Origin of the sequence: Actinomadura sp. NPDC023710 (genome assembly GCF_040639875.1) — a bacterium.
Classification (GTDB): Bacteria; Actinomycetota; Actinomycetes; order Streptosporangiales; family Streptosporangiaceae; genus Spirillospora; species Spirillospora citrea.
On sequence record NZ_JBFAGB010000005.1, the window covers coordinates 155494 to 179579 of the forward strand.

Here is a 24086-nt window from a genome sequence, read left to right on the forward strand (position 1 = left end):
TCGGGAGGAACCCCGGAGGGGACCCGATGGCCTTCTTCCTCGGCGCGGTGGCGTTCGTGGTGGCACTGCTGGTCTCGGTGATGCTCCATGAGGGCGGGCACCTGCTCACCGCCAAGCGCTTCGGGATGAAGGCCACCCAGTACTTCGTGGGTTTCGGCCCGACCCTGTGGTCCATCCGCCGGGGCGAGACCGAGTACGGCGTGAAGGCGATCCCGCTGGGCGGTTTCGTCAAGATCATCGGCTACACGCCGCTGGAGGAGATCCCCGCGGCCGACCGCCCGCGCGCGTTCTACCGGCAGCCCGCCGGCCGCCGCGCGGTCGTCATCGTCGCGGGGGTGGTCGCCAACTTCGTGTTCGCGTTCCTGCTGCTCATGGTGATGGCCATGACGATCGGCGTGCGGGAGTCCGGGACGGTGACCAGCACGGTCGACGAGGTCACGGCCTGCGTGCCCGCCTCGATGTCCAGCGGCTGCGGCGGGGACCGGCCGCCGTCCCCCGCCGCCCGGGCGGGGCTGCGCGCGGGCGACCGCGTCGTCTCGTTCAACGGCACCGCGGTCTCCGACTGGGCCGGGCTCACCAGGGCGATCGACGCGGCGAAGCCGGGCCAGACGGTGACGGCGGTGGTCGTGCGGCCGGGCGCGCCGGGGCCGGTGACGCTGCCGATCACGCTCGCGGACATGGACGGGCGGCCGTTCGTCGGCATGTCGGCGAAGGTCGTCGGCGCGGGGTACGAGCGGACCGGGCCGCTCAACGCGGCCGTGTTCGCCGGGCAGGGCATCGGCCGCACCGTCGCCGGCATCGGGCGGGCCGCGGCGGATCTGCCCTCCGCCGTCCCGAAGCTGTTCTCGCCCGAGCGGGGGAGCACGCCCGGCGGCCAGGTCGGCAGTGTGGTCGGCGCGACCGAGGTGTCCGGGCAGATCTTCTCCGCCCAGAGCTCCGCCCGCGACAAGCTCGCCCTCTACCTGTCGCTCGTCGTCTCGGTGAACATCTTCCTCGGCGCGCTCAACGTGCTGCCCCTGCTCCCGCTGGACGGCGGACACCTCGCGGTCGTCGCCTACGAGCGGGCGCGGGCCGGCGTCAACCGGATCAGGGGACGGCCGGATTCGGGCACCGTCGACATGACCCGGCTCATGCCCTTGACATACCTGGCCGTCCTGTTGCTGGTGGGATTCGGGGTGCTGCTGATCCTCGCCGACCTGCTCAACCCCCTGCGACTACCGGAATGACGTGAAACGTTTACCGAGTGTGCTCAAATGGTCACACTGGTGGAAGCCGGGTGCCGTCAACTCAGCCGCGCGGGGCACCTAGGCTTTGTACGGGGCCGAAAATTGAGGAGAGGGATGAGCGTTTCACTGGGTATACCGAGCGTTCGCGGCGAAGGCGACGGGCAGGGGGCGCCGGGTCCGATCGCGCCCCGCCGCAGATCCCGGCAGATCATGGTCGGCGCCGTCCCGGTGGGCGGCGACGCCCCCGTGTCGGTGCAGTCGATGACCACCACCCTCACCGCCGACGTGAACGCCACGCTCCAGCAGATCGCGGAACTGACCGCGTCCGGATGCCAGATCGTCCGCGTCGCCGTGCCGTCGCAGGACGACGCCGAGGCGCTGCCGGCGATCGCGCGCAAGTCGCCGATCCCCGTCATCGCCGACATCCACTTCCAGCCCAAGTACGTCTTCGCGGCGATCGACGCCGGCTGCGCGGCCGTCCGTGTCAACCCGGGCAACATCAAGAAGTTCGACGACCGGATCGGCGAGATCGCTCGCGCCGCCAAGGACGCGGGCGTGCCGATCCGCATCGGGGTGAACGCCGGCTCCCTGGACAAGCGCCTGCTGGAGAAGCACGGCCGGGCCACCCCCGACGCGCTGGTGGAGTCGGCGCTGTGGGAGTGCTCGCTGTTCGAGGAGCACGACTTCCGCGACATCAAGATCTCGGTCAAGCACAACGACCCGGTCGTGATGATCGAGGCGTACCGGAAGCTGGCGGCGGCCTGCGACTACCCGCTGCACCTCGGCGTCACCGAGGCCGGCCCGGCGTTCCAGGGCACGATCAAGTCGGCCGTCGCGTTCGGCGCGCTGCTGGCGGAGGGCATCGGCGACACGATCCGGGTGTCGCTGTCGGCGCCGCCGGTCGAGGAGGTCAAGGTCGGCGCGGCGATCCTGGAGTCGCTCGGGCTGCGCAAGCGCGGCCTGGAGATCGTCTCCTGTCCCTCCTGCGGCCGCGCGCAGGTGGACGTGTACTCGCTGGCCGAGCAGGTCACCGCCGGGCTGAAGGGCTTCCCGGTCCCGCTGCGCGTCGCGGTGATGGGCTGCGTGGTGAACGGGCCCGGCGAGGCCCGCGAGGCCGACCTCGGCGTCGCGTCGGGCAACGGCAAGGGCCAGATCTTCGTCAAGGGGGAGGTCGTCAAGACCGTCCCCGAGGCGCAGATCGTCGAGACCCTGATCGAGGAGGCGATGCGCATCGCCGACGAGATGGGCATCGAGATCGCCGAGGACGGCACGGTCTCCGGACCGGGCGCCGAGGTGGTGGTCGGCTGACCCCCGCGCGCGGGCCGGCGCCCGCGCCGCGGCAGGCGCCGTAGCAAGCCTTCAGGGCCCCGGGTCTTGCGACCCGGGGCCTTTTCGCGTGCCCGGAACCTGCCCCGGAGCTGGGCATCCGCGACCGGAACGTCCGGAGTTGTCACAGAGTTCCGCTGATCTTGTCACGATTCCGCATCCACTCTGACGGGCCTCTGTCGGGCCGTACGCCAGAACCGCCACAATCTTCACTCATTTACCCGTATGTCTGACTCAACCGGAGTCGGCACGATAGGGGGATATGTGAAGAGGATCGTTGTCGTGGCCGCGGTGGCCGGGCTCGGTCTCACCGGTCTCGGCGCCACAAGCGCACAGGCCGCGAGCCCCTCCGCCGGAACGGCCGGAGGATTCAACCCCTCGGCGGCCAAGTGGCACGCCTGCCCCGCGGACTTCGTCCAGACGGTGCACGACCTGTACGACGCGCTGTACCCGGTCTCCAAGATCGTCCAGTGTGCCGAGCTGTCGGTGCCGATGGACTACGCCAAGCCGCAGGGCAAGAAGATCACGCTCCAGCTCACCAGGACGCCGCACACCGGCTCCGGTGCGGCCAAGGGCGACATCGTGGTCAACCCCGGTGGACCGGGCGGCGGCGGCGCGCTGTTCGGGCCGCGGGTGTTCGCGCAGAACTCCGCCCCGATGCGCGAGGCGTACAACGTCATCGGCTTCGACCCGCGCGGCGTCGGCATGAGCGTCCCGGCCCTGAGCTGCGACCCGAACTACACCAACGCCCCGCGCCCCGACTACGGCACCGGTGACCGCGCGTCGGTCAACACGTGGCTGAAGCTGTCCAAGGGCTACGCCGAGGCGTGCGGCAAGGCCGACAAGACCGGCCTGCTCAACCACATCAAGACGATCGACTCGGTCAACGACGTCGAGTCGATCCGGCGGGCGCTCGGCAACAAGAAGCTCGACTACTACGGCGCCTCCTACGGCACCTACCTCGGTTCCACCTACGCCACCGTCTACCCCAAGAACGTCGGGAAGATGGTGCTGGACGGCAACGTCGGTCCCTCCGACGCCTGGTACGAGGCCAACCTCAACCAGGACATCCAGTTCGACATCAACATCGACTACTACTTCGGCTGGGTCGCCAAGTACGACTCGGTGTACCACCTCGGCACCACGCAGAAGCAGGTCCGGAGCTTCTTCTACGACCTGCGCGCGAAGCTCAAGAACAAGCCGCTCTACTACACCGACCCCGACAGCGGGCAGACGCTCGCCGTCGGGCCGGACGAACTGACCGACGTGATCCTGAACGCCGGGTACCGGCGCAGCCAGGCCGTCTGGCACGGGTACGCGGCCGCGCTGTCGGCGTACAAGGCGGGAGACACCGCCACGTTCGCGCAGACCTACGGCGCGCCGACGACCGGCGGCTCCGACGACAACGGGTACGCCGTCTACCTCGGCGTGCAGTGCACCGACGTCCAGTGGCCGCTGAGCTGGAACAAGTGGCAGCGCGACAACGAGCGGATCGACAAGAAGCACCCGTTCGAGACCTGGGCCAACGCCTGGTACAACGCCCCGTGCCTGTACTGGCCCGCCAAGGCCGGCAAGCCGGTGAACATCGGCCACACCCGTGACCTGCCGCGCAACATCCTCATGTTCCAGTCGACCGCGGACGCGGCCACGCCGTACGCGGGCGCGCTGGAGATGCACCGCAGGCTCAAGGGCTCGCGCCTGGTCGTCCAGGACGGCGACCGCACGCACTGCATCGTGCACCGCGGCTCCGCCCAGGTGGACGCCTACTTCGACGCCTACTTCCTGCGGGGAGAGCGTCCGGAGCAGAGCACCGTCCACGTCCCGCAGCTCGGTGACCCGACGCCGCCGTCGACGGCGACCGCCAGGACGCTGAGCGGCTCGCAGAAGGCCGCGCAGCTCAAGGCCGACGTCATCCGCTGACGCCGGTCGCGGCCCATGCGGTCCGGACCCCGGGGAGCGTTCCCCGGGGTCCGGCACCCGCCGGCACACAGGTAGCGACACACAGGTAGCGACACACGGGTTGCGAAACGCAGCCGGTACGCAACAGCCACGCATCGGCGACACCCCCCTCCGGCATGGCGCCGGCCCGGAGTCGCCGATCTGAGGGGGTCAAGTGAAAAGGATCGTTCTCGTCGCGACCGCTGCGGTCGTGGCGGCGGGGGGCGCAGGGTACGCCGTCTCCGCGAACGCGGACACCGGGGGCTCCGGTGCCGCCACGGTCGCGGCCAAGGGCATCGACTGGGGCGCGTGCGAGGTCAGCGGCCCCAGTGACCCGATGAACAAGGCGCAGTGCGCCCAGGTCGAGGTGCCGCTCGACTACGGCCGGCCCAACGGCCGCAAGATCTCCATCGCGGTGTCGCGCTTCCGGCACACCGACGAGAAGAACTACCAGGGCACCCTGTTCGTGAACCCGGGCGGCCCGGGCGGCACCGGCATCGAGTACGCGCCCGCCCTCGCCCGCTGGATCGGCGGCACCGGGCACGCCGACGTCGCCGCCAAGTACGACATCATCGGCTTCGACCCGCGCGGCGTCGGCTCCAGCAAGCCCGCGCTGAGCTGCGACCCGAACTTCTCCGACCCGATCCGGCCGGACTACGTCCCCTCCTCCGCCAAGGAGGAGAAGGCCTGGATCGCCAAGTCGAAGAAGTACGCGCAGGACTGCGCGAAGAAGTTCGGCTGGCTGCTGCCGCACATGCGCACCACCGACGCCGCGCGCGACGTCGACGCGATCCGCGCCGCGCTCGGCCAGGACAAGATCAGCTGGTACGGGTTCTCGTACGGCACCTACTTCGGCGCCACCTACGCCACGCTCTTCCCCAAGCGCGTGAAGCGGATGGTGCTGGACGGCAACGTCAACCCGAAGACGGTCTGGTACGACGCCCAGCTGGAGCAGGACAAGGCCTTCGAGCACAACATGAAGGCCTGGTGGGCCTGGATCGCCAAGTACGACTCGCTCTACCACCTCGGCAAGAGCGAGAAGGCCGTCGAGGCCAAGTACTACGCCGTCCGCGCAGCCGCGAAGAAGGCGCCGATCGGCGGCAAGATGGGGCCGGACGAGCTGGACGACACGGTGCTGTCCGCCGGCTACAACACCGGCTACTACATCCCCTTCGCGCAGGCGCTCTCGGCTTGGGCCAACGACAAGGACGCCTCCGGGCTCCTGGACTGGATGAGCCCCGGCGGCGACGACAACGGCTTCGCCGTCTACAACGCCGTCCAGGCCGCCGACGCCCGCTGGCCGCGCAACTGGAGCAAGTGGCACTACGACGCCGCGAAGCTCTACCGGCAGGGCTACAGGTTCAACACCTGGAGCAACGTCTGGTTCAACGCCCCGGTCGCCTTCTGGCCGTTCCAGGGCGGGCCGGAGTTCAAGCTGAAGGGCGCCAAGGGCCTGGCGGGCATGCTGCTCGTGCAGTCCACCCAGGACGCGGCGACCCCGGTCGCGGGCGGCCTGGAGATGCACAAGGTCTTCCCGTCCTCGCGCCTGGTGTTCGAGGTCGGCGGCAAGACGCACGCCAACACGCTCAACGGCAACACGTGCCTGGACGACAAGGTCGCGGCGTACCTCGACACCGGGGCGCTGCCGCAGAGCCACCGCGGCCCGGACGCCTACTGCAAGGCCGTCCCGGAGCTGAACGACCCCGACCCGACGGCCGTGACCGCGAAGGCCGCGCGCGCCTCCGCGGGCAAGGACCTCCCGGTCGGGCGCCCGTGACACGTGGCTAGTACGGCACGCGGGTAGCACGCCGTTCCGCGGTGTGCCCGTCCCCTCCCCTCGCGGGGCGGGCCGGGCACACCGCGTTTCGCTTTGCGGGCGGGCGGTTCTCGGTACTGGTCCCGGTTAGGGCCGGAATCGCGCGATCCCCGAGGTACGCGTTTCCCGGCCGTCCCGCCGGTAGAAAGCGAACGTGCTGAACGACGCTGGAAAGAGGGCCGCCGCCGGGACGGCGGCCGCCGCGGTCACGCTCGCCGTCGCCGGGGCCGCACTGGGGACGCCCGCGGGCGCCGCCCCCGCCCTCCACCCCGAACCGAGGCCCGCCGGCCTCGCGTGGAAGTCCTGCCCCGCCAAGGATCCTGTGGAGGGCACCCGGCTCAAGGGCCTGCAGTGCGCGTCCCTCCGGGTGCCGCTCGACTACGCCGACCCGGCGGGCAGGCAGATCACCCTCGAACTGACCCGCGCCCGGCACACGGCGTCCAGGTCCAAGGGCGCGGTGCTGCTCAACCGGGGCGGGCCCGGCGCGCACGGGCGCGACCTGTCCGGTTTCTTCGCGGGGTCGCTGCCGAAGCAGGTCGCCGCGTCCTACGACTGGATCGGCTTCGACCCGCGCGGCGTCGGCGCCAGCAGGCCCGAGCTGATCTGCGACCCCGGCTACCAGAGTCCCGGCCGCGCCCGCCCCGACGCCGTCCCCGCGAGCGCGGCGGAGGAGGAGGCGTGGAAGGGCAGGGCACGGCACTACGCCGGCGACTGCGCCCGCCGGTACGGGGCGGTCCTCCCGCACATGGGCACCGCCGACTCGGCCCGCGACATGGACGCCGTCCGCGCCGCCCTCGGCCAGCAGAAGATCAGCTTCTTCGGGTACTCGTACGGGACGTACCTCGGCGCGGTGTACGCCACGATGTACCCGCAGCGGGTCGGCCGCATGGTGCTCGACAGCGTCGTCCGGCCGAGCGGGGTCTGGTACGACGACAACCTCGACCAGAACGTCGCCTTCGAGAAGCGCATCCACGCGTACTTCGCCTGGATCGCCCGCCACCACAAGACCTACCGGCTCGGCGACTCCGGCCGGAAGGTGGCCGCCGCCTACGCCAGGGTGCGCGCCGCGCTCAAGGCCAAGCCGATCGACGGGCGGATCGGGCCCTCCGAACTCGACGAGGCGTTCCTTGCCGACGGGTACGGCGACTACAACTGGGCCGCGCACGCGAGGGCCCTGTCGGCCTACGCCGTCCGGCACGACCCGGGGCCGCTGCGCAAGGTGTGGCAGCCGCCGTCACGGCTCGACCAGAACAACTACACGGTCTACAACGCCGTCCAGTGCCGGGACGCCGCCTGGCCGCGCGACTGGCGACGCTGGCACGCCGACAGCGAGCGCCTCTACCGCCGCGGCTACCGTTTCGAGACCTGGAGCAACACCTGGTACAACGCGCCCTGCGCCTTCTGGGGAGTGCCGGGCGGCCCGCCGCCGCGGGTGGGGGGCGGCTCCGGGCTGCCGCCGATCCTGATGGTGCAGGCCACCGAGGACGCCGCGACCCCGTATCCGGGTGCGCTGGAGATGCACCGCCGGTTCCCGACGTCCAGGCTGCTCGTCCAGGCCGACGGGCGCAACCACGGCGTCTCGCTGTCCGGCGACAGGTGCGTCGACGGGGCCGTCGCCGCCTACCTCGGCGGTGGGCGGCTGCCCGCGAGCCGGCCGGGACCGGACCAGAAGTGCGCGGCCGGGCCCGAACCGGTCGTGGCCAAGGCGGGCAGAGCGGAGCAGGCGGCCGCGCACCGGTGACCCCTCCGGGGACAGGGCCGTGACCGAGGCCGCGGAGGTGCGCGGCGCCGGGACGGCATAGTCTTGGCCACGTGGAGCTTTCAGTGGTGAGGGCCGGGGGCCGGTAGCCGTGCGGATGCTGGGCTCGATGCCGGTGCGCGTGCTGGACGACCGGTACCGTGCGGAAGCCCTCGCGATCCTGGACGCCGACCCGGTGTCCAACGTGTTCGTGAGTTCCCGCGTGCACGCCGCGGGGCTCGATCCGCGCCGCCTCGGCGCCCAGATGTGGGGCTACCTGCGTGAGGGCAGGCTCGTCGCGCTGTGCTACTCGGGCGCCAACCTCATCCCGGTCGCGGCCGGGCCGGAGGCCGTCCGGGCGTTCGCGGAGCGGGCCCAGGCGCAGGGACGGCGCTGCTCGTCCATCGTCGGGCCCGTCGGCGCCGTGGGGGAGCTGTGGGAGATCCTCGCGCCGTACTGGGGGCCGCCCCGGGCCGTCCGCGCCGCCCAGCCGGTGATGGCGACCTCCAGCGTCCCCGACGTGCCCGCCGACCCCGGCGTGCGCCGGGTCCGGATGGAGGACTTCGACATCGTCTACCCGGCCTGCGTGGCAATGTTCACCGAAGAGGTCGGGGTGTCGCCCAACGCCGGCGACGGAGGCGTGCTCTACCGGGCCCGCGTCGCCGAACTGATCCGTGACGGCCGCGCCTTCGCCCGGATCGAGGACGGCCGCGTCATGTTCAAGGCCGAGGTCGGCGCCGTCACCCCGCGGGCCTGCCAGGTGCAGGGCGTGTGGGTGCCCCCCGATCTGCGGGGGCAGGGCCGGTCGGAGACGGGGATGTCCGCGGTGGTGCGGGAGGCGCTGCACGGCATCGCGCCGACCGTCTCGCTGTACGTCAATGACTACAACACCCGGGCGCGGGCGGCGTACCGCCGGGTCGGGTTCACCGAACTGGGCTCCTTCATGTCGATTCTGTTCTGAATTGTCATTGCGTGCCTGATCTATCCCGGTACCTGAATCGATCTTCTGGGCCGGGTACCATCCCGCCGTGGAGTTCGCCGGGGCACTGCGGCAGGCGATCCAGGCGAGCGGGCTGACCCTGGAGCGGATCCGCCACCGGCTCGGCCGGCGCGGGCTCACGGTCAGCGTGGCCACCCTCAGCTACTGGCAGCGCGGCCGCAGCCGGCCGCGCTCGCGCACCCTCGTCGCCGCGCTGGAGGAGATCCTGCAGGTGCCGTCCGGCGCCCTCGTCGAGCTGCTGGAGGACCCCGCGCCGAACTCCGCGCCCGTCCGGGGAGCGGTCGTGCGCGGCGGCGCCGGCCAGCCGAACGGGACTGAGCGGGGCCGCGGCGTCCGTGACCTGTGGCCCGACCCTGAGCGCTACGCCTGCCTCGTCGGGCAGCTCGACCGCTCGGGCGACCACCGCCTCGAACGGCTCGGCGTCCACGACGTCTACCGGCTGGACGAGGCGCGCCGGTCCTGGACGCTGTCGGTGCGCACCGTCCTGCGGGCGGCCGGGGACGACATCGACCGCGTGGTCTGCGTCCACCGGACGGGCGACGCCGACCTGGCCGGCACTGCGGAGGGGGACGCCGCCGTGGCGAAAAGTGACGCGGTGGGCGACCCGGCCGGGCTGCTGGACGTGCGGTACTGCCGCCCCGGCCGGATCCGCGCCGAGGGCGGGCTGGTGGCGTTCGAGCTGGTCTTCGACAGGGTGCTGGCGACGGGGGACACCGCGGTCATCGAGTACGAACTGGGCGCGATCGGGCCGCCCGCGCCTGACGGCTACGACCGGCGCTTCTCGCATCCCGTGCACGACTACGTGGCGCTCGTCCAGTTCGACGGCGACCGGCTGCCCGCCCGCTGCTACGGCTTCACGGCCGAGAGCTCCGCGTCCCCGCGCCGGCGGCTCGGCGAGTTGTGGATCGGCACTTCGGGGAGCGCGAACCTCGCGGCCGGAACCGTCCGTCGCGGAATAGTGGGCATCGAGTGGGAATGGCATTAGCTGCGCGGCGCCCCCGGCGTCGCGCGCATCGAGCAGGACGCGGTCGTCCACGCCGACAGCACGCAGCAGAACCCCCCGTCGTGGGGCATCGACACCGCGCATCCGCAGTTCGGCGGCCGCGCGTCCAACGTGTACGACGCCCTAGGCGGCAACGGCGCCGCCGCGGGCAACGACGCCCGCAACGCCTGCGACCACTCGCCGGGGAGCGCGGCGAACACCACCACCGTCGCGGCGAGCACGATCACCGACGCGAGGGCCTCCTACAGCAACTACGGATCCTGCGTCGACCTGTACGCGCCAGGGTCGTCCGTCACCTCGACCTGGCTGAACGGCGGGACGAACACCATCAGCGGCACCTCGATGGCCACCCCGCACGCCACCGGCGTCGCCGCCCTCTACAAGGCCGCCGACGGCGACGCCTCCTACGGCGTCATCCGCAGCTGGCTCACCTCCAACGCCGCGGAGGCCAGGGCCGACGGTTGTGACAGTTTGCCTGTTGGCATCGGGGCCGCGGAGCCTTACAGTGAGCGCGGAAGTTGCAATTGCGGTAGTCAAGGCCGTTTTGCGGGGGCCGGCCGGAGCCGATCCGGAGGCCGAGCATGCAGAGTGTCGCAGAGGACGATCTTCTCCAGGTCCTCCAGTACGGGCCGTTCAACGTCGCCCTGCACGCCGCCATCCAGGCGCGCGGCCTGAGCCTGGACTCCCTGCGGCGCCGGCTGGAGGAGCAGGGCATCGCGGTCAGCCTGTCCACGCTGAGCTACTGGCAGCGCGGCCGGACCCGGCCCGAGCGCGCCGACTCGCTGCGCGCCGTCCGCGGCCTGGAGACCATCCTCGAACTGCCGCGGCACTCCCTGCTGACGCTGCTCAGGCCGACCACCGACCGTCCCGCGGGGCCCTGGCTGCCGGTCGAGGAGCTGTGCCCCGAGCCGGGCGTCCGCGACCTGCTGGACGAGATCGGCGACCGCGGCGAGCGGCAGCTGACCGGGCTCAGCCTGCACGACCAGTACCTCATCGGGCGGCGCCGGGAACTGCGCGAGGTCCGCGTCCGCGCGGTGTTCCAGGCCCAGCAGCGCGGCGTGGACCGCTGGATCGCCGTCTACCACCACCCGCAGGGCGTGCTGCCCTCGTCCCGCACCGTGCGCGGCTGCCGGTTCGGCCGCGTCCGGATGGACGAGACGAGCGGCCTCATCGCCGCCGAGCTGCTGTTCGACCGGGCGCTCGGGCGCGGCGAGACCTACCTGCTGGAGTACGGCTTCGGGTTCGAGGAGACCGGCCCGCCCGTGACCGAGGAGGGACGGGGCTTCCGCACCCCGCAGCACGAGTACCTCATCGAGGTCCGGTTCCATCCGGCGGCGCTGCCCGCCCGCTGCTACCGGACGTGGCGGCCCGACGGGCACACCGCGCTGAAGGACTCCGCCGACCTGCGGTTGTCCAGCTACCAGAGCGTCCACTTCATCGAGTTCGGGATGGCCGCCGGCTACCACGGCATCCGCTGGGAGTGGACCTGAGCCGGGAGCGGAACCGAGCGGCGGGCCCCCGGTCCGCTCGCCCGGCCGCTACCGCACGAGCAGGTCGAGGAGACGGTCGAGTTCGGCGGCCGGGTCCCCGGTGAGCCCGGCGTGCACCGGGCCCGGCTGGACGATCGTGCTGCGCGGCGCGGTCAGCCACCGGAACCGCGCGCCCGGGGCCTCCCGCGCCGCCTGGCCGGCGCGCTCGCCGCCGCAGCACACCGCGTCCACCGCGGTGAGGGCGGACCGGACGCCCGCCAGGTCGAGCGAGGCGTCCAGGGCGAGCAGGCGCCGCTCGTCCAGGTGGGTGCGGCATCCGAGGTAGTCGAGGGCGCGGCAGTACACGACCACGCCGACGTTCATGGACTCGCCGCGCTCGACGCGCGGGACGACGCGCAGCGCGGCGTACTCGAACACCGCCGGTTCGGCGGCCGTCCTGATGTTGGTCGTCCTGGCGGCGGTCACGAGGTCCCCCCGAGCCAGCCGGGACGGTTCTGGCCGCGCCGCGCGGAGGTGTCCGGGCGGTGGGCGCTGACGTCGAGGTCGGGCAGCCACTCGCGCGGCTTGCCGGCGCGCGGCAGCAGGATGTCGAGGTAGGCGTCGCGGAGCGCCTGCGGGTCGGCGAAGCCGGGCTCGCCCTCCAGCCAGCGGTCCGGGACGAGGCCGGCGACCTCGCGCAGCAGCCCCTCGGTGATCTTCGGGGCGAGCTCGGCCTCGGCCTCCTCCAGCCGGGTCGCGTACGGGGTCAGCACGTGGTCGTCCACGTCGTAGGGGCCGGAGAACAGCCGGGCGGCGTTGGACCACGCGTGGTGGAAGATGAGGCTCGCGCCGTGGTCGATGAGCCACACGTCGCCGTGCCACACGAGCATGTTGGGGTTGCGCCAGCTTCGGTCGACGTTGCCGATGAACGCGTCGAACCACAGCACCCGGGAGGCGAAGCCCGGGTCGGTGCTCCAGCCGAGCGGGTCGAAGCCGAGCGACCCGGGCAGGAAGTCGACGCCGAGGTTCCAGCCGGGGCTGGCCTTCAGCAGGTCCTGCACGTCGGGGTCGGGCTCGTGTCGACCGATCGCCGGGTCCAGGTCGATGAGCACCTGCTCGGGCACCCGCAGGCCGAGCCGGCGCGCCAGCTCACCGGCGATCACCTCGGCGATCAGCGCCTTGCGGCCCTGCCCGGCCCCGTGGAACTTCATCACGTAGGTGCCGAGGTCGTCGGCCTCGACGACGCCCGGGAGCGATCCGCCCTCGCGGAGCGGCGTCACGTAGCGGATGGCGGTCACATGTGGCAACACGTCGCAACGCTATCGGCTGGGGCGGCGGCCGGGATAATCGGTTTCATGGGCGTTGAGCTGCTCGACCTGTCGGTGCCGATCGTCACGGGCATGCCGGTCTATCCGGGCGACCCCGAGGTGGAGGCCGTCCCGGCCCTCACGGTCGCGGAGGCCGGGGTGAACGTGCTGCGGCTGCACCTGGGGTCGCAGACCGGAACGCACGTGGACGCCCCTTTCCACATCGACGACACGCTTCCGAGGCTGGACGAGCTGCCGCTGACGCGCTTCACCGGTCCGGCCGTGGTGATGGACGTCCGGGGCCTGCCGCCCCGCGCGCCGATACCACCGGAGGCCGTCCCGCCGGGTCTCGCGCCGGGCGACGTCCTGCTCATCGCGACGGGCTGGTCGGGGCACTGGGGGACCGAGGGCTACCTCGCCCATCCCTATCCGGCGCCCGAGACCGCGGAGGCCATCGTGGCGGCGGGCGTCAGGACGGTGGGCATCGACGCGCTCAGCGTGGACCGGACCCCGCCGCCCGGCTCGGACGACTTCTCGCTCGCCGCCCACCGCGTCCTCTGCGGCGCCGGGGCGGTGATCGCCGAGAACCTGACCGGTCTCGGACGCCTCGCCGAGGCCCAGGCCGCGGGCTGCGCGATCGAGGTCTCCCTCTTCCCACTGGCCCTGGTGGGCGCGGACGGCGCCCCCGTCCGCGCCGTCGCGCGCGTGGACGACCGCGCCGTCCTCGTCTGAGGGCGGAGCCCGCGCCGTCCGGCCCATACTGGGGGCCGGTCGACGGGAGGGCGTGGACGGATGCGGGTGGAGTGGGCGACGGATCAGGGCAGCCCCGAGCGGCCCAATGAGGACTTCGTGGCGGCGGCCGCCGGGGCGGTCGTGGTGCTCGACGGGTGCGGGCTGCCACTCGGCACCGACCTCGGCTGCGCGCACGGGACCGCCTGGTACTCCCGCTCGCTCGGCACCCGGCTTCTGGCGCGGACGCTGGAGGGGCTCGGTCCGCAGGCGGGCCCGCCGGTGGGGCCGCCCGAGGGCGCGCACCGGCCGGGGGCCCGGCCGCTGGTCGCGCGGCTCGCCGGCGCGATCGCGGACGTGGCGTCCGCGCACCGGGCGACCTGCGACCTGCGGGTTCCGACGACCCCGGCGGCGACCGTGCTCGCCCTGCGGCTGCGGGGCGGGCTGGTCGACTACCTGGTGCTGGCCGACTCCACCGTCCTGCTGGAGGGCCGCGACGGCCTGCGGGAGATCACCGGCGGGCGGAACTACGCCGCCGCGGACCCGGCCGTGGCCGACGCCGCGATCACCGGCACGGTGCCGGCCGCCGACCTGCGGCGCGCATTCCTGCTGACCGACGGGGCGACGCGCCTCGCCGACCTGTTCGGCGTCACCGGCTGGGCCGGGCTGGCGGCGCTGGCCGTGGACCCGGGGCCCGCCGGGTTGATCGAGCGGACGCGGAAGGTCGAGCGCACCGACCCAGGGGCCGTCCGGTGGCCCCGGAACAAGGTGCACGACGACGCGACCGCGGCCGTCTGCGACCTCGGCGGCTGACCCGCCCGGTCGAGCAATCGCTTGGTCGTGTCGGTAGGGTGCGGAGCCCGCGGAGAAGGGACACGGCATGCGCCTCGGCATCACGATGTTCGCGACCGACCTGACCATGGCGCCGCACGAACTGGCCGCGGAGGCGGAGGCGCGCGGCTTCGCCTCGCTCTACCTGCCCGAGCACACCCACATCCCCGTGTCCCGCGCCACCCCGCCGCCGACGGGCGACGCGGCCCTGCCCGAGGAGTACGCCCGCACGCTCGACCCGCTCGTGTCGCTCGCGGCAGCGGCCGTGACGACCGAGCGGATCGTCCTCGGCACCGGCGTCCTGCTGCCCGCCCAGCGCGAGCCGATCGTCACCGCCAAGGCCGTCGCCACCCTCGACCGGCTGGCGCCCGGACGGGTCGCGCTCGGCATCGGCTTCGGGTGGAACGCCGAGGAGGGCGCCGACCACGGCGTCCCGTGGAAGCGGCGGCGGGCCGTGGCGCGCGAGCACGTCCTCGCCATGCGGGCCCTCTGGACGGACGAGGAGGCCTCCTTCGCGGGGGAGTTCGCGGGCTTCGCGCCGAGCCGGGCGTGGCCCAAGCCGTCCCGCCGCGTCCCCGTGCTGCTCGGCGGCGCCCCCGGCCCGACGCTGTTCGCGCACATCGCCGAGTACGGGGACGGGTGGATGCCGATCGGCGGTGCGGGCGTCCGGGAGGCCCTGCCCGCCCTGCGCCGTGCCTGCGAGGACGCGGGACGCGCCATGGTGCCCGTGGTCCCCTTCGGGACGCTGCCCACCCCCGGCAAGCTCGACCACTTCGCCTCGCTCGGGATCGAGGAGGTCGTGCTGCGGGTGCCCGCGGGCGACCGCGACTCGGTCCTGCCGGTGCTGGACGGCTACGCCCGCTCCCACCTGTGAGCCGGCGGATCCTCGGCGCTAACGGATCATGCGGTAGCAGAAGAAGGTCGGGAACCGGTAGTACTGGCCCTTGCCGGCCTTCACCGCGCCGAGGATGAGGAACACCCACCCGCCGATCAGCAGCTCCAGGTACGGGAGGATGAACAGCGCGAGGAACCCGGGCGCGTCCAGCAGGATGGCCGGCGGGACGCAGACCGCCGCCACGGCCACGAGGTGGATCAGCATGGTGAGCTGGTAGTTCATCGACTGCGCCGCGTGAAAGCGGGTGAACGGCGAGGTGTTCTTCTTCACCAGGTAGATGACCAGCGGCGGCAGGAAGCCGATCAGGATGTTACCGACGTAGGCGAAGATCGCCCATGTCGTCTCCTCGCCAGGGTTCTGCATGCCCGGGCCGTAGGGGACGCCGGGAGGGCCGTACCCGTAACGCGGGTCGTACGGACCGGCGGACGGCGGGCCGAACGGCGGGCCCGGCGGCTGACCCGGCGGCGGGCCCGGGGGTTGACCCGGGGGCGGGCCTGGTGGCTGACCCGGTGGCTGGCCGTAGGCGCCGTGATACGGCGGCGGCTGATGGGGAGGCGGTGGCTGGTCTGGCGGGGGCTGGTCGGGCGGCGGTTGATCGGAAGGTGGCGGGGGCTGGTCCGTCACGTGTCGTCCTCATGTCCTCTTCGGGCGTCCCGTTGCGGGATACTGCAGGAATCTATAGGAACCGGGCTCGCCGGCGCGGGTCTCACCGGGTCGGGAGGCACACATGTCGGCGGCGGGCACCCTGCGTCCGGGCGACCCCGATCGGCTCGGCCGCTACCACCTGGCCGGCCGGCTCGGCGAGGGCGGTCAGGGCGTCGTCTACCTCGGCGAGGACGAGGGCGGCCCCCACGGGCGGGTCGCGGTGAAGCTGCTGAACGCGGGTTTCGGTCAGGAGTCCGAGGCGCGTGCGCGGTTCATGCGCGAGCTGGAGACCGCCAAGCGGGTCGCGGAGTTCTGCACGGCCGCGATCCTGGACGCCGATGTGGCGGGCGACCGCCCCTACATCGTGAGCGAGTTCGTCGACGGCCCGTCCCTGCACCACGTGGTGATGAGCGAGGGGCCGCGCACGCGCGGCGCGCTGGAGCGCCTCGCGGTCGGGACGGCCACGGCGCTGGTGGCGATCCACCGGGCGGGCGTCGTGCACCGCGACTTCAAGCCGCGGAACGTGCTGCTCGGCCCGGACGGGCCGCGCGTCATCGACTTCGGCATCGCCCGCGCAATGGACGGCGCCACCATCACCTCCAGCGGAGCGATCGGCACCCCGGCGTTCATGGCCCCCGAGCAGTTGGAGGGGCTGCGCGCCGGACCCGCCGCCGACGTGTTCGCGTGGGCCGCGACGATGGTGTTCGCCTCGTCGGGGCGGCTGCCGTTCGCGGGCGAGACGATGACCGCGACCGTCGGGCGGATCCTGCACGGCGAGCCGGACCTCGGCGAGCTGACCGGCCCGCTGCGCGACCTGGCCGTCCGGTGCCTGGCGAAGGACCCGGCGACGCGTCCGGAGGCGTCGCAGGTTCTGCGGACCCTGATCGGCGACGAGCACCAGGCCCCGGTCCCGCCCGCTCCGCACGCTCCGGCGGCGCCGTACGCGCCCGCCGGGGGGCCGACGGTGCTGATGCCGCCCCCGCCCGCGCGGACCGACCCGCCGCGGCGGGGCGTCCCGGGCGTGGTCGCCGTGTCGGCGGCGGTGGTCGCGGTCGCCGCGGCCGTCGCGGTGACGGCGTACGCGATGTCCGGACGGGAGGGCGGCGGCGCGGACCCGGCGGGTCCGGGCGCGGTCGGCCCCTTGCCCGCCACCGCGTCCAGCACCCCGGCGACCTCGCCGCCCGCGCCGTCCGGCCCGGACGCGGCGGAGTCCCGGCAGACCGGCGTCCCGGCGCGGTACGCCGGGACGTGGACGGGACAGGTGACGCAGAACGACGGCAAGGTCTTCCCGGCGAGACTGGTGCTGCCCGCGGGCGGCGGCGCGGGCCGGATCACCTACCCGGAGCAGAACTGCGCGGGCACCGAGACCCTCGCCGGGCGGACGGGCGAGACGCTGCGGTTCCAGGAGCGGATCACGTTCGGCGCGGAGCGGTGCGTGGACACCGGGACCGTCACGCTGACCCCCGGGTCCGGCGGGGACCGCCTGATCTTCCACTACAGCGGGACGTCGCCGAGCGGCCGGCAGTGGACGGTCACCGGGCCGCTGTCGCGCTCCTGATCGTCTCCCGGCGGCCACCGGGCGACCGCTGAGCGGGACCGGCGTCCGGACCGCCCTCCGACGTATTCTAGAATTTCGTTCGGCCCATGGGGCGATGGGGGCATGCCCCGCGAGGAGGCTGGAGTTGAGCGCGATCCCGATGGAGCGGCCCGTGCTGGAGGACGACGAGGCGGCGGCGCTGACGGGTCTGGCCGCCCGCGTGCGCGAACTGGCCGAGGCCACCGTCCTCACCGGCGCCGACGCCGCCGAGGCCGCCGCGGTGGCGGACGAGGTCGCGGCGCTGACCGCCCGGCTCACCGCCGAGCGGCGCGGCGCCCCGCCGTTCGTCACGCCCGGCGAGCGCCGCATGGACCGCCAGATCGCCAACCCCGTCACCGGGCCGCTCAACCCCTTCGCGCCGCCGATCGGCCTGGAGGTGACCTCGGACGGCGTGGTCAGGGGCGAGTTCACGCTCGGCGCCGTCTACGAGGGCCCGCCGTCGTACGTGCACGGCGGCGTCTCCGCGATGGTGCTCGACCAGGCGCTCGGCATGGCGGCGGCCGCCACCGGCACGCCCGGCATGACCGCGACCCTGGAGACGCGCTACCGGCGTCCCACCCCGCTCGGCGTCCCGCTCCAGGTGGAGGCGAAGGCGAGCCGCGTGGAGGGGCGCAAGGTCTACGCCTCCGGGACGATCAGCGCGCCGGACGGGCGGGTCACCGTGGAGGCCACCGCGATGTTCATCATGCCGCAGCGGTTCGTCACGTCGGAGTACTGACCTGCGCGCGCTCCTCCGCCGGGGCGGGCAGCAGCGCGAGCGCGGCGAGGGTCAGCACCGAGGCCACGATCATGCTGATCGAGATCGCCTGCCAGCCGTAGTCGTGCAGCAGCCACGTCGCGAGCAGCGGCGCGGGGCCGCCCGCGAACACCGAGGCGAGCTGGTAGCCGATGCCCGCCCCGCCGTAGCGCAGCCGCGTCGGGAACGTCGAGGCGATCAGCGACGCCTGCGGCCCGTACTGCACGGCGTGCGGGATCTGCGCCACCACCACCGCGACGACGACGAGCGCCGCGACCTCGGTGTTGAGGAGCGCGAAGTACGGGAACGCGAACAGGGCCACGCAGATCGAGCCGACCGCGTACACCCGTCGCGGGCCGATGCGGTCGCCGAGGTGCCCGGCGGCCGGGATCGTGACCAGCTCCAGCGCGGCCGCCGCCGTCACCGCGCTCAGCGCGAGCCCCTGCGCCATGCCGAGGTGCTTGTGCACGTAGGTGAGCGCGAACGAGGTGAACAGGTAGAACGGCATCTGCTCCGAGCAGCGCAGCAGCGCGCTCAGGATGATCTCCCTGGGGTGCCGCTTGACGACCTCGACGACCGGCACCCGGGCGACCTCGTCGCGCTTGACGACCTCGGCGAACAGCGGCGTCTCCATCACCCGGATCCGCACCCACAGCCCGATCCCGACGAGGACCAGGCTGAACAGGAACGGGACGCGCCACGCCCAGCTCTTGAACGCCTCGTCCGCCGACAGCGCGATGGCGGTCATCATGCCGGTGCCGAGGATGAGCCCGATCGGGACGCCGAGCTGCGGCAGGCTCGCCATCAGGCCCCGCCGCTTCTGGTCGCCCCACTCCATCGACAGCAGCACCGAGCCGCTCCACTCGCCGCCGACCGCGACGCCCTGCAGGATCCGCAGCAACACCAGCAGCACGGGCGCGGCCCAGCCGATCGTCTCGGTGCCCGGCAGCACGCCGATCAGCGCGCTCGACACGCCCATCAGCACCAGCGTGACGATCAGCGTCGCCTTCCGGCCGAGCCGGTCGCCCCAGTGCCCGAAGATCGCCGCGCCCACCGGCCGGGCCGCGAAGCCCACCGCGTACGTCGCGAACGCCGACAGCGTGCCCGCGTAGTCGCTCGACTCGGGGAAGAAGACGTCCTTGAAGACGATCGCCGCGGCGGTGTTGTAGAGGAAGAAGTCGTACCACTCGATCGAGGTGCCGATCACGCTCGCGGCGGCGGCCTTGCGGACCTGCGCGCGGCGCTCCTCGGCGTCCGCGGCGCCGGCGCGTCCGGCCTCTCCGGGATCCAGAACCATGGGAGCCGTTGACCTTTCCGACCGCCCCCGCCGGTCCCAGCGATTTGACCCACTGTTTCCCGCTGGATTCGCCGCCGAAACCGTCGCACCGCGAAACGGTCGACAATCCGGTGGTTTGTCGCTCAGTACTCGTAGACCTTGACCGTCGGGGCATGCTCGTACCAGGACGCGATGACCGACGAGGTGTGCTCGTCGGAGAGGAAGTCGACCCGCAGCCAGCCCTCGGCCTGCGTCACGCGCGTCTCGTAGCCGGGGTTCGGCGTGGCCGACACCAGCCGCACCCGGTCCTTCTCGATCGACATCGCGGCGCTCCCGCCGCGCGTCGCGTAGCTGCGCACGTGGTCGGTCGGCCCGGCGGAGGAGCCGCCGCCGGGCTTGGCGGGCGGCGCCTTCGGCGGCCTGGACGGCTCGGGGCCCTTGTCCTGACCGGTCGGCGGGCTCGACCGCGCGGGGGGCGACCCGATGGTGGTCGGCCCCGGGGGCTGGGACGGGCTGGAGTGGATCACCGGTCCGGCGATCGGCGGCGGCGCCGACCGGTCCGACACCGCGCTGCGCACGACGCCGCGCACGCCGAGCCAGGAGAGCGCCACCGCGAGCGCGGTCACCCCGGCCCAGGGGGCAACATACGACATTGCGCGACGCATGGGCACATGGTGGCATACGGTTCCGCCATGGCGAGTGTGTTGGTGGTCGAGGACGACGCGAACGTCCGGACCGCCTTGATCAGGGAGCTGAGCGTCCGGTCGCACGTCGTGCGCAGCGTCGGGACCGCGATGGACGCGTTGCGCGAGGTCACGCAGTCCCCGCCCGACGTCGTCGTGCTCGACCTCGGCCTGCCCGACCTGGACGGTGCCGAGGTCCTGAAGATGCTGCGCGGCATCTCCGACGTGCCCGTCATCATCGCTACCGCACGCGACGACGAGCCCGAGATCGTCCGGTTACTGAACGCCGGCGCCGACGACTACCTCATCAAGCCGTTCTCCATCGAGCACCTCAGCGCCCGGCTCGCCGCGGTGCTGCGCAGGTCGGCGCGGTCCGGGCCCACCGCCGAGCTCAGCGTGGGCGGCCTGCACATCGACCTCGACCGCCGGGAGGCGCGGCTGGACGGCGAGCCGCTGGAGCTGACCCGCCGCGAGTTCGACCTGCTCGCCTACCTCGCGGCCCGTCCCGGACGGGTCGTCGCGCGGCGCGAGCTGCTCGCCGAGGTGTGGCGGCAGGCCTACGGCGACGACCAGACCATCGACGTCCACCTGTCCTGGCTGCGCCGCAAGCTCGGCGAGACCGCCGCCGCTCCCCGCTACCTGCACACGGTCCGCGGCGTCGGAGTACGCCTGGCCGACCCGCGCGCATGAGGCGGACGCTCGTCCTGGTATCGCTGGCGGTCACCTCGATGGTCGCGCTGGCGTTCCTGATCCCGCTCGCCCTCACCGTCCGGGAGATCGCCCGCGACCGCGCCCTGACCACCGCCGAGCGGCAGGCCAGCGCGCTCGGCCCCGTCCTCGTCGTCACCGAGGACCCCGCCGCCCTCGAACGCGCCGTCGCCAGCACCCAGGCGGGCGCCGCCGGGCGGATGACCGTGCACATGCCGGACGGCGGCCTCGTCCCGAAGAACCCCCGCGAGGACGAGGGCGCCCGTCCCGAGCAGCTCACCGAGGCCGGGCGGCGCGGCCGCTCCTACACCGCCCGCGTGGACGGCGGGTTCGCGCTGCTCCAGCCCGTGTCGCTGGACGCGGGCCGCACCGCCGTCGTGGAGGTGTTCCTGCCCGACGATGACCTGTCGCGCGGGGTGTGGAAGGCGTGGCTCGTCATGACCACGGTCGCCGCCGCGCTCGTCGCCGGATCCGTCGCCGTCGCCGACCGGCTGGGCGCGCGCATGATCCGCTCCACCCGCCGCCTCGCCGAGGCCGCCGGCGCGTTCGGCGACGGGGAGCTGTCGGTGCGGATCGAGCCGGACGGGCCGCCCGAGCTGGTCGAGGCGGGCCTGGCGTTCAACGCGATGGCCGACCACGTCGTCCAGCTGCTGTCGGCCGAGCGGGAGATGGCGGCCGACCTGTCGCACCGGCTCCGCACCCCCCTGGCCGCGCTCCGCCTCAACGTCGAGGCGCTCGGGGACGGGCACGTCGCCGAGCAGACCCGTGAGGCGGTCGACCGGATCGAGCGCGAGGTCGACCAGATCATCCGGACCGTCCGGCGGCCCACCGGCCGGGGCAGCTGCGACGCCTCGAAGGTGCTGCGCGACCGGGTCGCGTTCTGGTCCGTCCTCGCCGAGGACGAGGGACGCTCCTGCGAGCTGATCGGCGCCGAGGGCCCGGCGCCGCTGCCGATCCCCGGCACCGAGCTCGCCGCCGCCGTGGACGCGCTGCTCGGCAACATCTTCCGGCACACGGCCGAGGGCACCGGCTTCGTCGTCACCCTCCACCAGGGGCAGGGCGTCACCGGCATCCTCGTCGCCGACGGCGGCCCCGGCATCGCCGACCCGGACGCGGCGCTGAAACGCGGCAGCAGCGGCGGCGGCTCCACCGGCCTCGGCCTGGACATCGCCCGCCGCGCCGCCGAGTCGACCGGCGGCTACCTGCGCATCCACCGCAGCGTCCTCGGCGGAGCCCAGGTGCAGATGTGGTTCCGCACGAGGTGGCTGCCCCCGGCCCGCCGCTCCCGCCGCCTCGTCCGCCGCCGCCACTCCCGCACCTAGCGCCCGCCGTAGCGCCGCCTTAAGCCCGCCTTAACCAGGGCGGCGGCGGCGCGGGGCGCCCCTAACGTGACCCCCATGAGACGCCTCCGCCCCCACTACGTCGCCGCCGCCCTCATCGGCGTCGTCGGCCTCGTGGTCGCCGTCCTCATCGCCGTCGCGGGCCTCGTCGCGGGGGACAACGTCCCCACGGCGCCCACCTCGTACAAGCTTCGGGTGACGGGCCTCGCTCCGGCCGCGGACGACGCCGTCCCTCCGGGACGGGCATGAACGCCGAGGCGATTCTCCGGCCGCTCCCCGTCGCGTCCGCGAGCTAGCCGGCTTCGCGGACGTGGTCCCCGGTCGCGCCGTCGAGGAGCTCACGGACGATGTCCATGTGCCCGGCATGCCGCGCCGTCTCCTCGACCATGTGGATCAGGACCCACCGCAGGGTCACCGCCGCGCCGTGCCAGGCGGTGCCCCGGTCCTCGAGGGCCAGTTCTCCGATGACCTTGTCGGCTTCGGCGCGCGCCCGCCCGTAGAACGCGACGATGCCCTCGATGGTCTCGCCGGGCTCGATCCTGAGGTCGGCCTCCGGGTCGTCGTCCCTGAACGGGAGCGGCTCGGTCTCCCGCCCGAACGTCTCGCAGAACCAGTTGTACTCGACGGCGGCCAGGTGCTTGGTGAGGCCGAGCAGGCTCGTCCCGGAGGGCGTCATGGGGCGACGCGCCTGCTCCTCGTCCAGGCCGTTCAGCTTCCACAGGACCACGTCCCGATGTCGATCGAGGGCGGCCTTCAGACTTTCCTTCTCACCACCGGTGTACGGCACTTCCTCCATGCGGGGGACGCTACCAGCGTGATCGGACCGGGCCGGCGCCCGGTGGACGCCGGCCCGGTGGGAGCGCGATCAGCAGTTGGAGTATTTGACGTACCACTTCCCGACGACCGCACCGGTGTCAGCGCCGAGCTTGTAGTCGGCGATCCAGTGGGTGGCGTTCAGCCGGACCCATAGGTACCCGTCCCTGCGCTGGACGCTGTCCCAGTCCGTCCGGACCCTGGAGTCCTTCGCCAGGACCCCGACCTTCGTGTAGCCGAGGCCCGGCCCCGTGCGGACGTTGAGCCCGTCCGCAGGGAGAACGACCCCGTCGCACAGCCGAACGCGCTGCTCGTCGCGGACGAGGAGCCGGTTCATCGCCAAGGCGGCGCCCTCCGGCCCGACCTCGATGGCGCCCGGCCCGTGCCCTTCCTCCTCCTGCGGAGGGCTGGCCTGAACCGCGGCCGACCCTTCCGGGCGCGGCGGCGGCGCGGCCCCGGCGACCGCCCCGGCGCTCAGCGCGCCACCGGCCAGCGTCGTGGCGACCAGAACCACGCCGAGCTTCCTGCCTACATGCATCTGTACCTCCCGAGTGAGGCGGCGGACTTACAGCATCATGTTACCCAGAGTCATGCAAGATGAGCAGAGAGTTGCGAAGTCTCTTCTATGTGACACCGAGAAGGTCACCCCTCACCGCCGTCCCGAATGGCACCGGACCACAACACCGACGAGCCCAGGACGACGATCCGCGCCCCCGCTCCCGGCACGCCCCAGCAACATCCCGCGCCGACCCGCCCCAAAAGCGAACACATGTCTCTTTTGGCTCGCCACAGCAAGAAAGAGCCAAGCCGAGCCGACGACACCCCCCACACCGAACGGCTCCTCCGACGCCCACCGCCCGTTCCCGCAGGTAAACCCCCCTCAGCGAGACCACCTCAGCCAGCCCCGGACGGGCCGCGAATAAGGCTGGCTCAGGGGTTCCCTAAGTGAGGCCCAAGCCTGGATTCTGCGTTGATCCAGGTAGGGGAGGGGCGCCTTTTCGTCCGGTGCC

25 protein-coding genes are annotated in these 24086 nt (G+C 73.0%); 17 read left to right on the plus strand and 8 right to left on the minus strand.

Annotation, left to right across the window (positions count from 1 at the left end; translation table 11 throughout):
- Positions 1-26: 26 nt before the first annotated feature.
- The 7 genes from AB0H37_RS08020 to AB0H37_RS08050 all read left to right on the plus strand — a co-directional run bounded on the left by AB0H37_RS08020 (position 27) and on the right by AB0H37_RS08050 (position 10029).
- Entirely contained in the window at positions 27-1226 is a 1200-nt protein-coding gene (locus tag AB0H37_RS08020) for a site-2 protease family protein (protein WP_360611918.1), read from the plus strand.
- 114 nt (positions 1227-1340) lie between these two features.
- Entirely contained in the window at positions 1341-2534 is a 1194-nt protein-coding gene (gene ispG, locus AB0H37_RS08025) for a flavodoxin-dependent (E)-4-hydroxy-3-methylbut-2-enyl-diphosphate synthase (RefSeq protein WP_329093900.1), read from the plus strand.
- Positions 2535-2816: 282 nt separating this feature from the next.
- The gene (locus AB0H37_RS08030) at positions 2817-4472 is read left to right on the plus strand and encodes an alpha/beta hydrolase (RefSeq protein ID WP_179833414.1); all 1656 of its coding nucleotides are present in this window, start codon (positions 2817-2819) and stop codon (positions 4470-4472) included.
- Between the two features lie 193 nt (positions 4473-4665).
- A complete protein-coding gene (locus AB0H37_RS08035) occupies positions 4666-6267 on the plus strand; it encodes an alpha/beta hydrolase (protein WP_229809859.1) in 1602 nt (533 codons plus the stop codon).
- 193 nt (positions 6268-6460) lie between these two features.
- Positions 6461-8047, plus strand: coding sequence for an alpha/beta hydrolase (locus AB0H37_RS08040; protein ID WP_360611919.1), 1587 nt, complete (start codon positions 6461-6463; stop codon positions 8045-8047).
- Positions 8048-8162: 115 nt separating this feature from the next.
- Positions 8163-9005, plus strand: coding sequence for a GNAT family N-acetyltransferase (locus tag AB0H37_RS08045; protein ID WP_179838494.1), 843 nt, complete (start codon positions 8163-8165; stop codon positions 9003-9005).
- A 67-nt stretch (positions 9006-9072) separates the two neighbouring features.
- The gene (locus AB0H37_RS08050) at positions 9073-10029 is read left to right on the plus strand and encodes a hypothetical protein (protein ID WP_360611920.1); all 957 of its coding nucleotides are present in this window, start codon (positions 9073-9075) and stop codon (positions 10027-10029) included.
- Here the strand turns inward: AB0H37_RS08050 and AB0H37_RS08055 are convergent.
- Complete coding sequence (locus AB0H37_RS08055; RefSeq protein WP_360611989.1) at positions 10026-10274, minus strand: hypothetical protein; 249 nt, start codon at positions 10272-10274, stop codon at positions 10026-10028. The genes AB0H37_RS08050 and AB0H37_RS08055 overlap by 4 nt on opposite strands.
- Here AB0H37_RS08055 and AB0H37_RS08060 point away from each other — a divergent pair.
- Positions 10159-10722: a S8 family serine peptidase gene (locus tag AB0H37_RS08060; protein WP_360611921.1), complete on the plus strand. Its 564-nt coding sequence runs from the start codon at positions 10159-10161 to the stop codon at positions 10720-10722. The two genes, AB0H37_RS08055 and AB0H37_RS08060, sit on opposite strands and share 116 nt — an antisense overlap.
- A complete protein-coding gene (locus tag AB0H37_RS08065; RefSeq protein ID WP_089312821.1) occupies positions 10629-11537 on the plus strand; it encodes a hypothetical protein in 909 nt (302 codons plus the stop codon). Before AB0H37_RS08060 ends, AB0H37_RS08065 begins: the two co-directional genes overlap by 94 nt.
- Before the next feature lie 48 nt (positions 11538-11585).
- Here AB0H37_RS08065 and AB0H37_RS08070 read toward each other — a convergent pair whose 3' ends face one another.
- Together AB0H37_RS08070 and AB0H37_RS08075 are read right to left on the minus strand one after the other, a co-directional pair.
- The gene (locus AB0H37_RS08070; RefSeq protein ID WP_360611922.1) at positions 11586-12002 is read right to left on the minus strand and encodes a DUF3037 domain-containing protein; all 417 of its coding nucleotides are present in this window, start codon (positions 12000-12002) and stop codon (positions 11586-11588) included.
- Positions 11999-12826, minus strand: a complete 828-nt coding sequence (locus AB0H37_RS08075) for a HipA family kinase (RefSeq protein WP_329093887.1) — start codon at positions 12824-12826, stop codon at positions 11999-12001. The genes AB0H37_RS08070 and AB0H37_RS08075 overlap by 4 nt, the downstream gene beginning before the upstream one ends.
- Before the next feature lie 45 nt (positions 12827-12871).
- Here AB0H37_RS08075 and AB0H37_RS08080 point away from each other — a divergent pair, with 45 nt between their 5' ends.
- From AB0H37_RS08080 to AB0H37_RS08090, 3 genes are all read left to right on the plus strand, one after another.
- Entirely contained in the window at positions 12872-13555 is a 684-nt protein-coding gene (locus AB0H37_RS08080; protein WP_179833419.1) for a cyclase family protein, read from the plus strand.
- A gap of 60 nt (positions 13556-13615) precedes the next feature.
- Entirely contained in the window at positions 13616-14365 is a 750-nt protein-coding gene (locus AB0H37_RS08085; RefSeq protein ID WP_360611923.1) for a hypothetical protein, read from the plus strand.
- Between the two features lie 67 nt (positions 14366-14432).
- The gene (locus AB0H37_RS08090; protein WP_329093883.1) at positions 14433-15257 is read left to right on the plus strand and encodes a TIGR03619 family F420-dependent LLM class oxidoreductase; all 825 of its coding nucleotides are present in this window, start codon (positions 14433-14435) and stop codon (positions 15255-15257) included.
- Between the two features lie 18 nt (positions 15258-15275).
- Here AB0H37_RS08090 and AB0H37_RS08095 read toward each other — a convergent pair whose 3' ends face one another.
- A complete protein-coding gene (locus AB0H37_RS08095) occupies positions 15276-15641 on the minus strand; it encodes a DUF4870 domain-containing protein (protein WP_276514203.1) in 366 nt (121 codons plus the stop codon).
- 364 nt (positions 15642-16005) lie between these two features.
- On the opposite strand from AB0H37_RS08095, the gene AB0H37_RS08100 reads away from it, so the two are divergent.
- Positions 16006-17481 carry a serine/threonine-protein kinase gene (locus AB0H37_RS08100; RefSeq protein ID WP_360611924.1) on the plus strand — a complete coding sequence of 492 codons (1476 nt, stop codon included), beginning with the start codon at positions 16006-16008 and terminating at the stop codon, positions 17479-17481.
- Between the two features lie 124 nt (positions 17482-17605).
- Positions 17606-18238 (plus strand): PaaI family thioesterase, encoded by a 633-nt coding sequence (locus AB0H37_RS08105; protein WP_179833424.1) that lies wholly within the window; start codon positions 17606-17608, stop codon positions 18236-18238.
- Here AB0H37_RS08105 and AB0H37_RS08110 read toward each other — a convergent pair.
- Positions 18222-19553, minus strand: coding sequence for an MFS transporter (locus AB0H37_RS08110; RefSeq protein WP_360611925.1), 1332 nt, complete (start codon positions 19551-19553; stop codon positions 18222-18224). The genes AB0H37_RS08105 and AB0H37_RS08110 overlap by 17 nt on opposite strands.
- Positions 19554-19675: 122 nt before the next feature.
- Positions 19676-20185, minus strand: a complete 510-nt coding sequence (locus AB0H37_RS08115; RefSeq protein ID WP_179833426.1) for a hypothetical protein — start codon at positions 20183-20185, stop codon at positions 19676-19678.
- Between the two features lie 39 nt (positions 20186-20224).
- On the opposite strand from AB0H37_RS08115, the gene AB0H37_RS08120 reads away from it, so the two are divergent.
- From AB0H37_RS08120 to AB0H37_RS08130, 3 genes are all read left to right on the plus strand, one after another.
- Positions 20225-20905 (plus strand): response regulator transcription factor, encoded by a 681-nt coding sequence (locus AB0H37_RS08120; RefSeq protein WP_179833427.1) that lies wholly within the window; start codon positions 20225-20227, stop codon positions 20903-20905.
- On the plus strand, positions 20902-22245 hold the full coding sequence (locus AB0H37_RS08125) for a HAMP domain-containing sensor histidine kinase (RefSeq protein ID WP_179833428.1): 1344 nt from the start codon (positions 20902-20904) through the stop codon (positions 22243-22245). Before AB0H37_RS08120 ends, AB0H37_RS08125 begins: the two co-directional genes overlap by 4 nt.
- A 75-nt stretch (positions 22246-22320) precedes the next feature.
- Entirely contained in the window at positions 22321-22512 is a 192-nt protein-coding gene (locus AB0H37_RS08130; protein ID WP_360611926.1) for a hypothetical protein, read from the plus strand.
- Positions 22513-22555: 43 nt separating this feature from the next.
- On the opposite strand, the gene AB0H37_RS08135 is transcribed toward AB0H37_RS08130, so the two are convergent.
- Both AB0H37_RS08135 and AB0H37_RS08140 read right to left on the minus strand, forming a co-directional pair.
- A complete protein-coding gene (locus AB0H37_RS08135) occupies positions 22556-23059 on the minus strand; it encodes a DinB family protein (protein ID WP_329093871.1) in 504 nt (167 codons plus the stop codon).
- Positions 23060-23128: 69 nt separating this feature from the next.
- Positions 23129-23614: an SH3 domain-containing protein gene (locus AB0H37_RS08140; RefSeq protein WP_360611927.1), complete on the minus strand. Its 486-nt coding sequence runs from the start codon at positions 23612-23614 to the stop codon at positions 23129-23131.
- Positions 23615-24086: the final 472 nt, after the last annotated feature.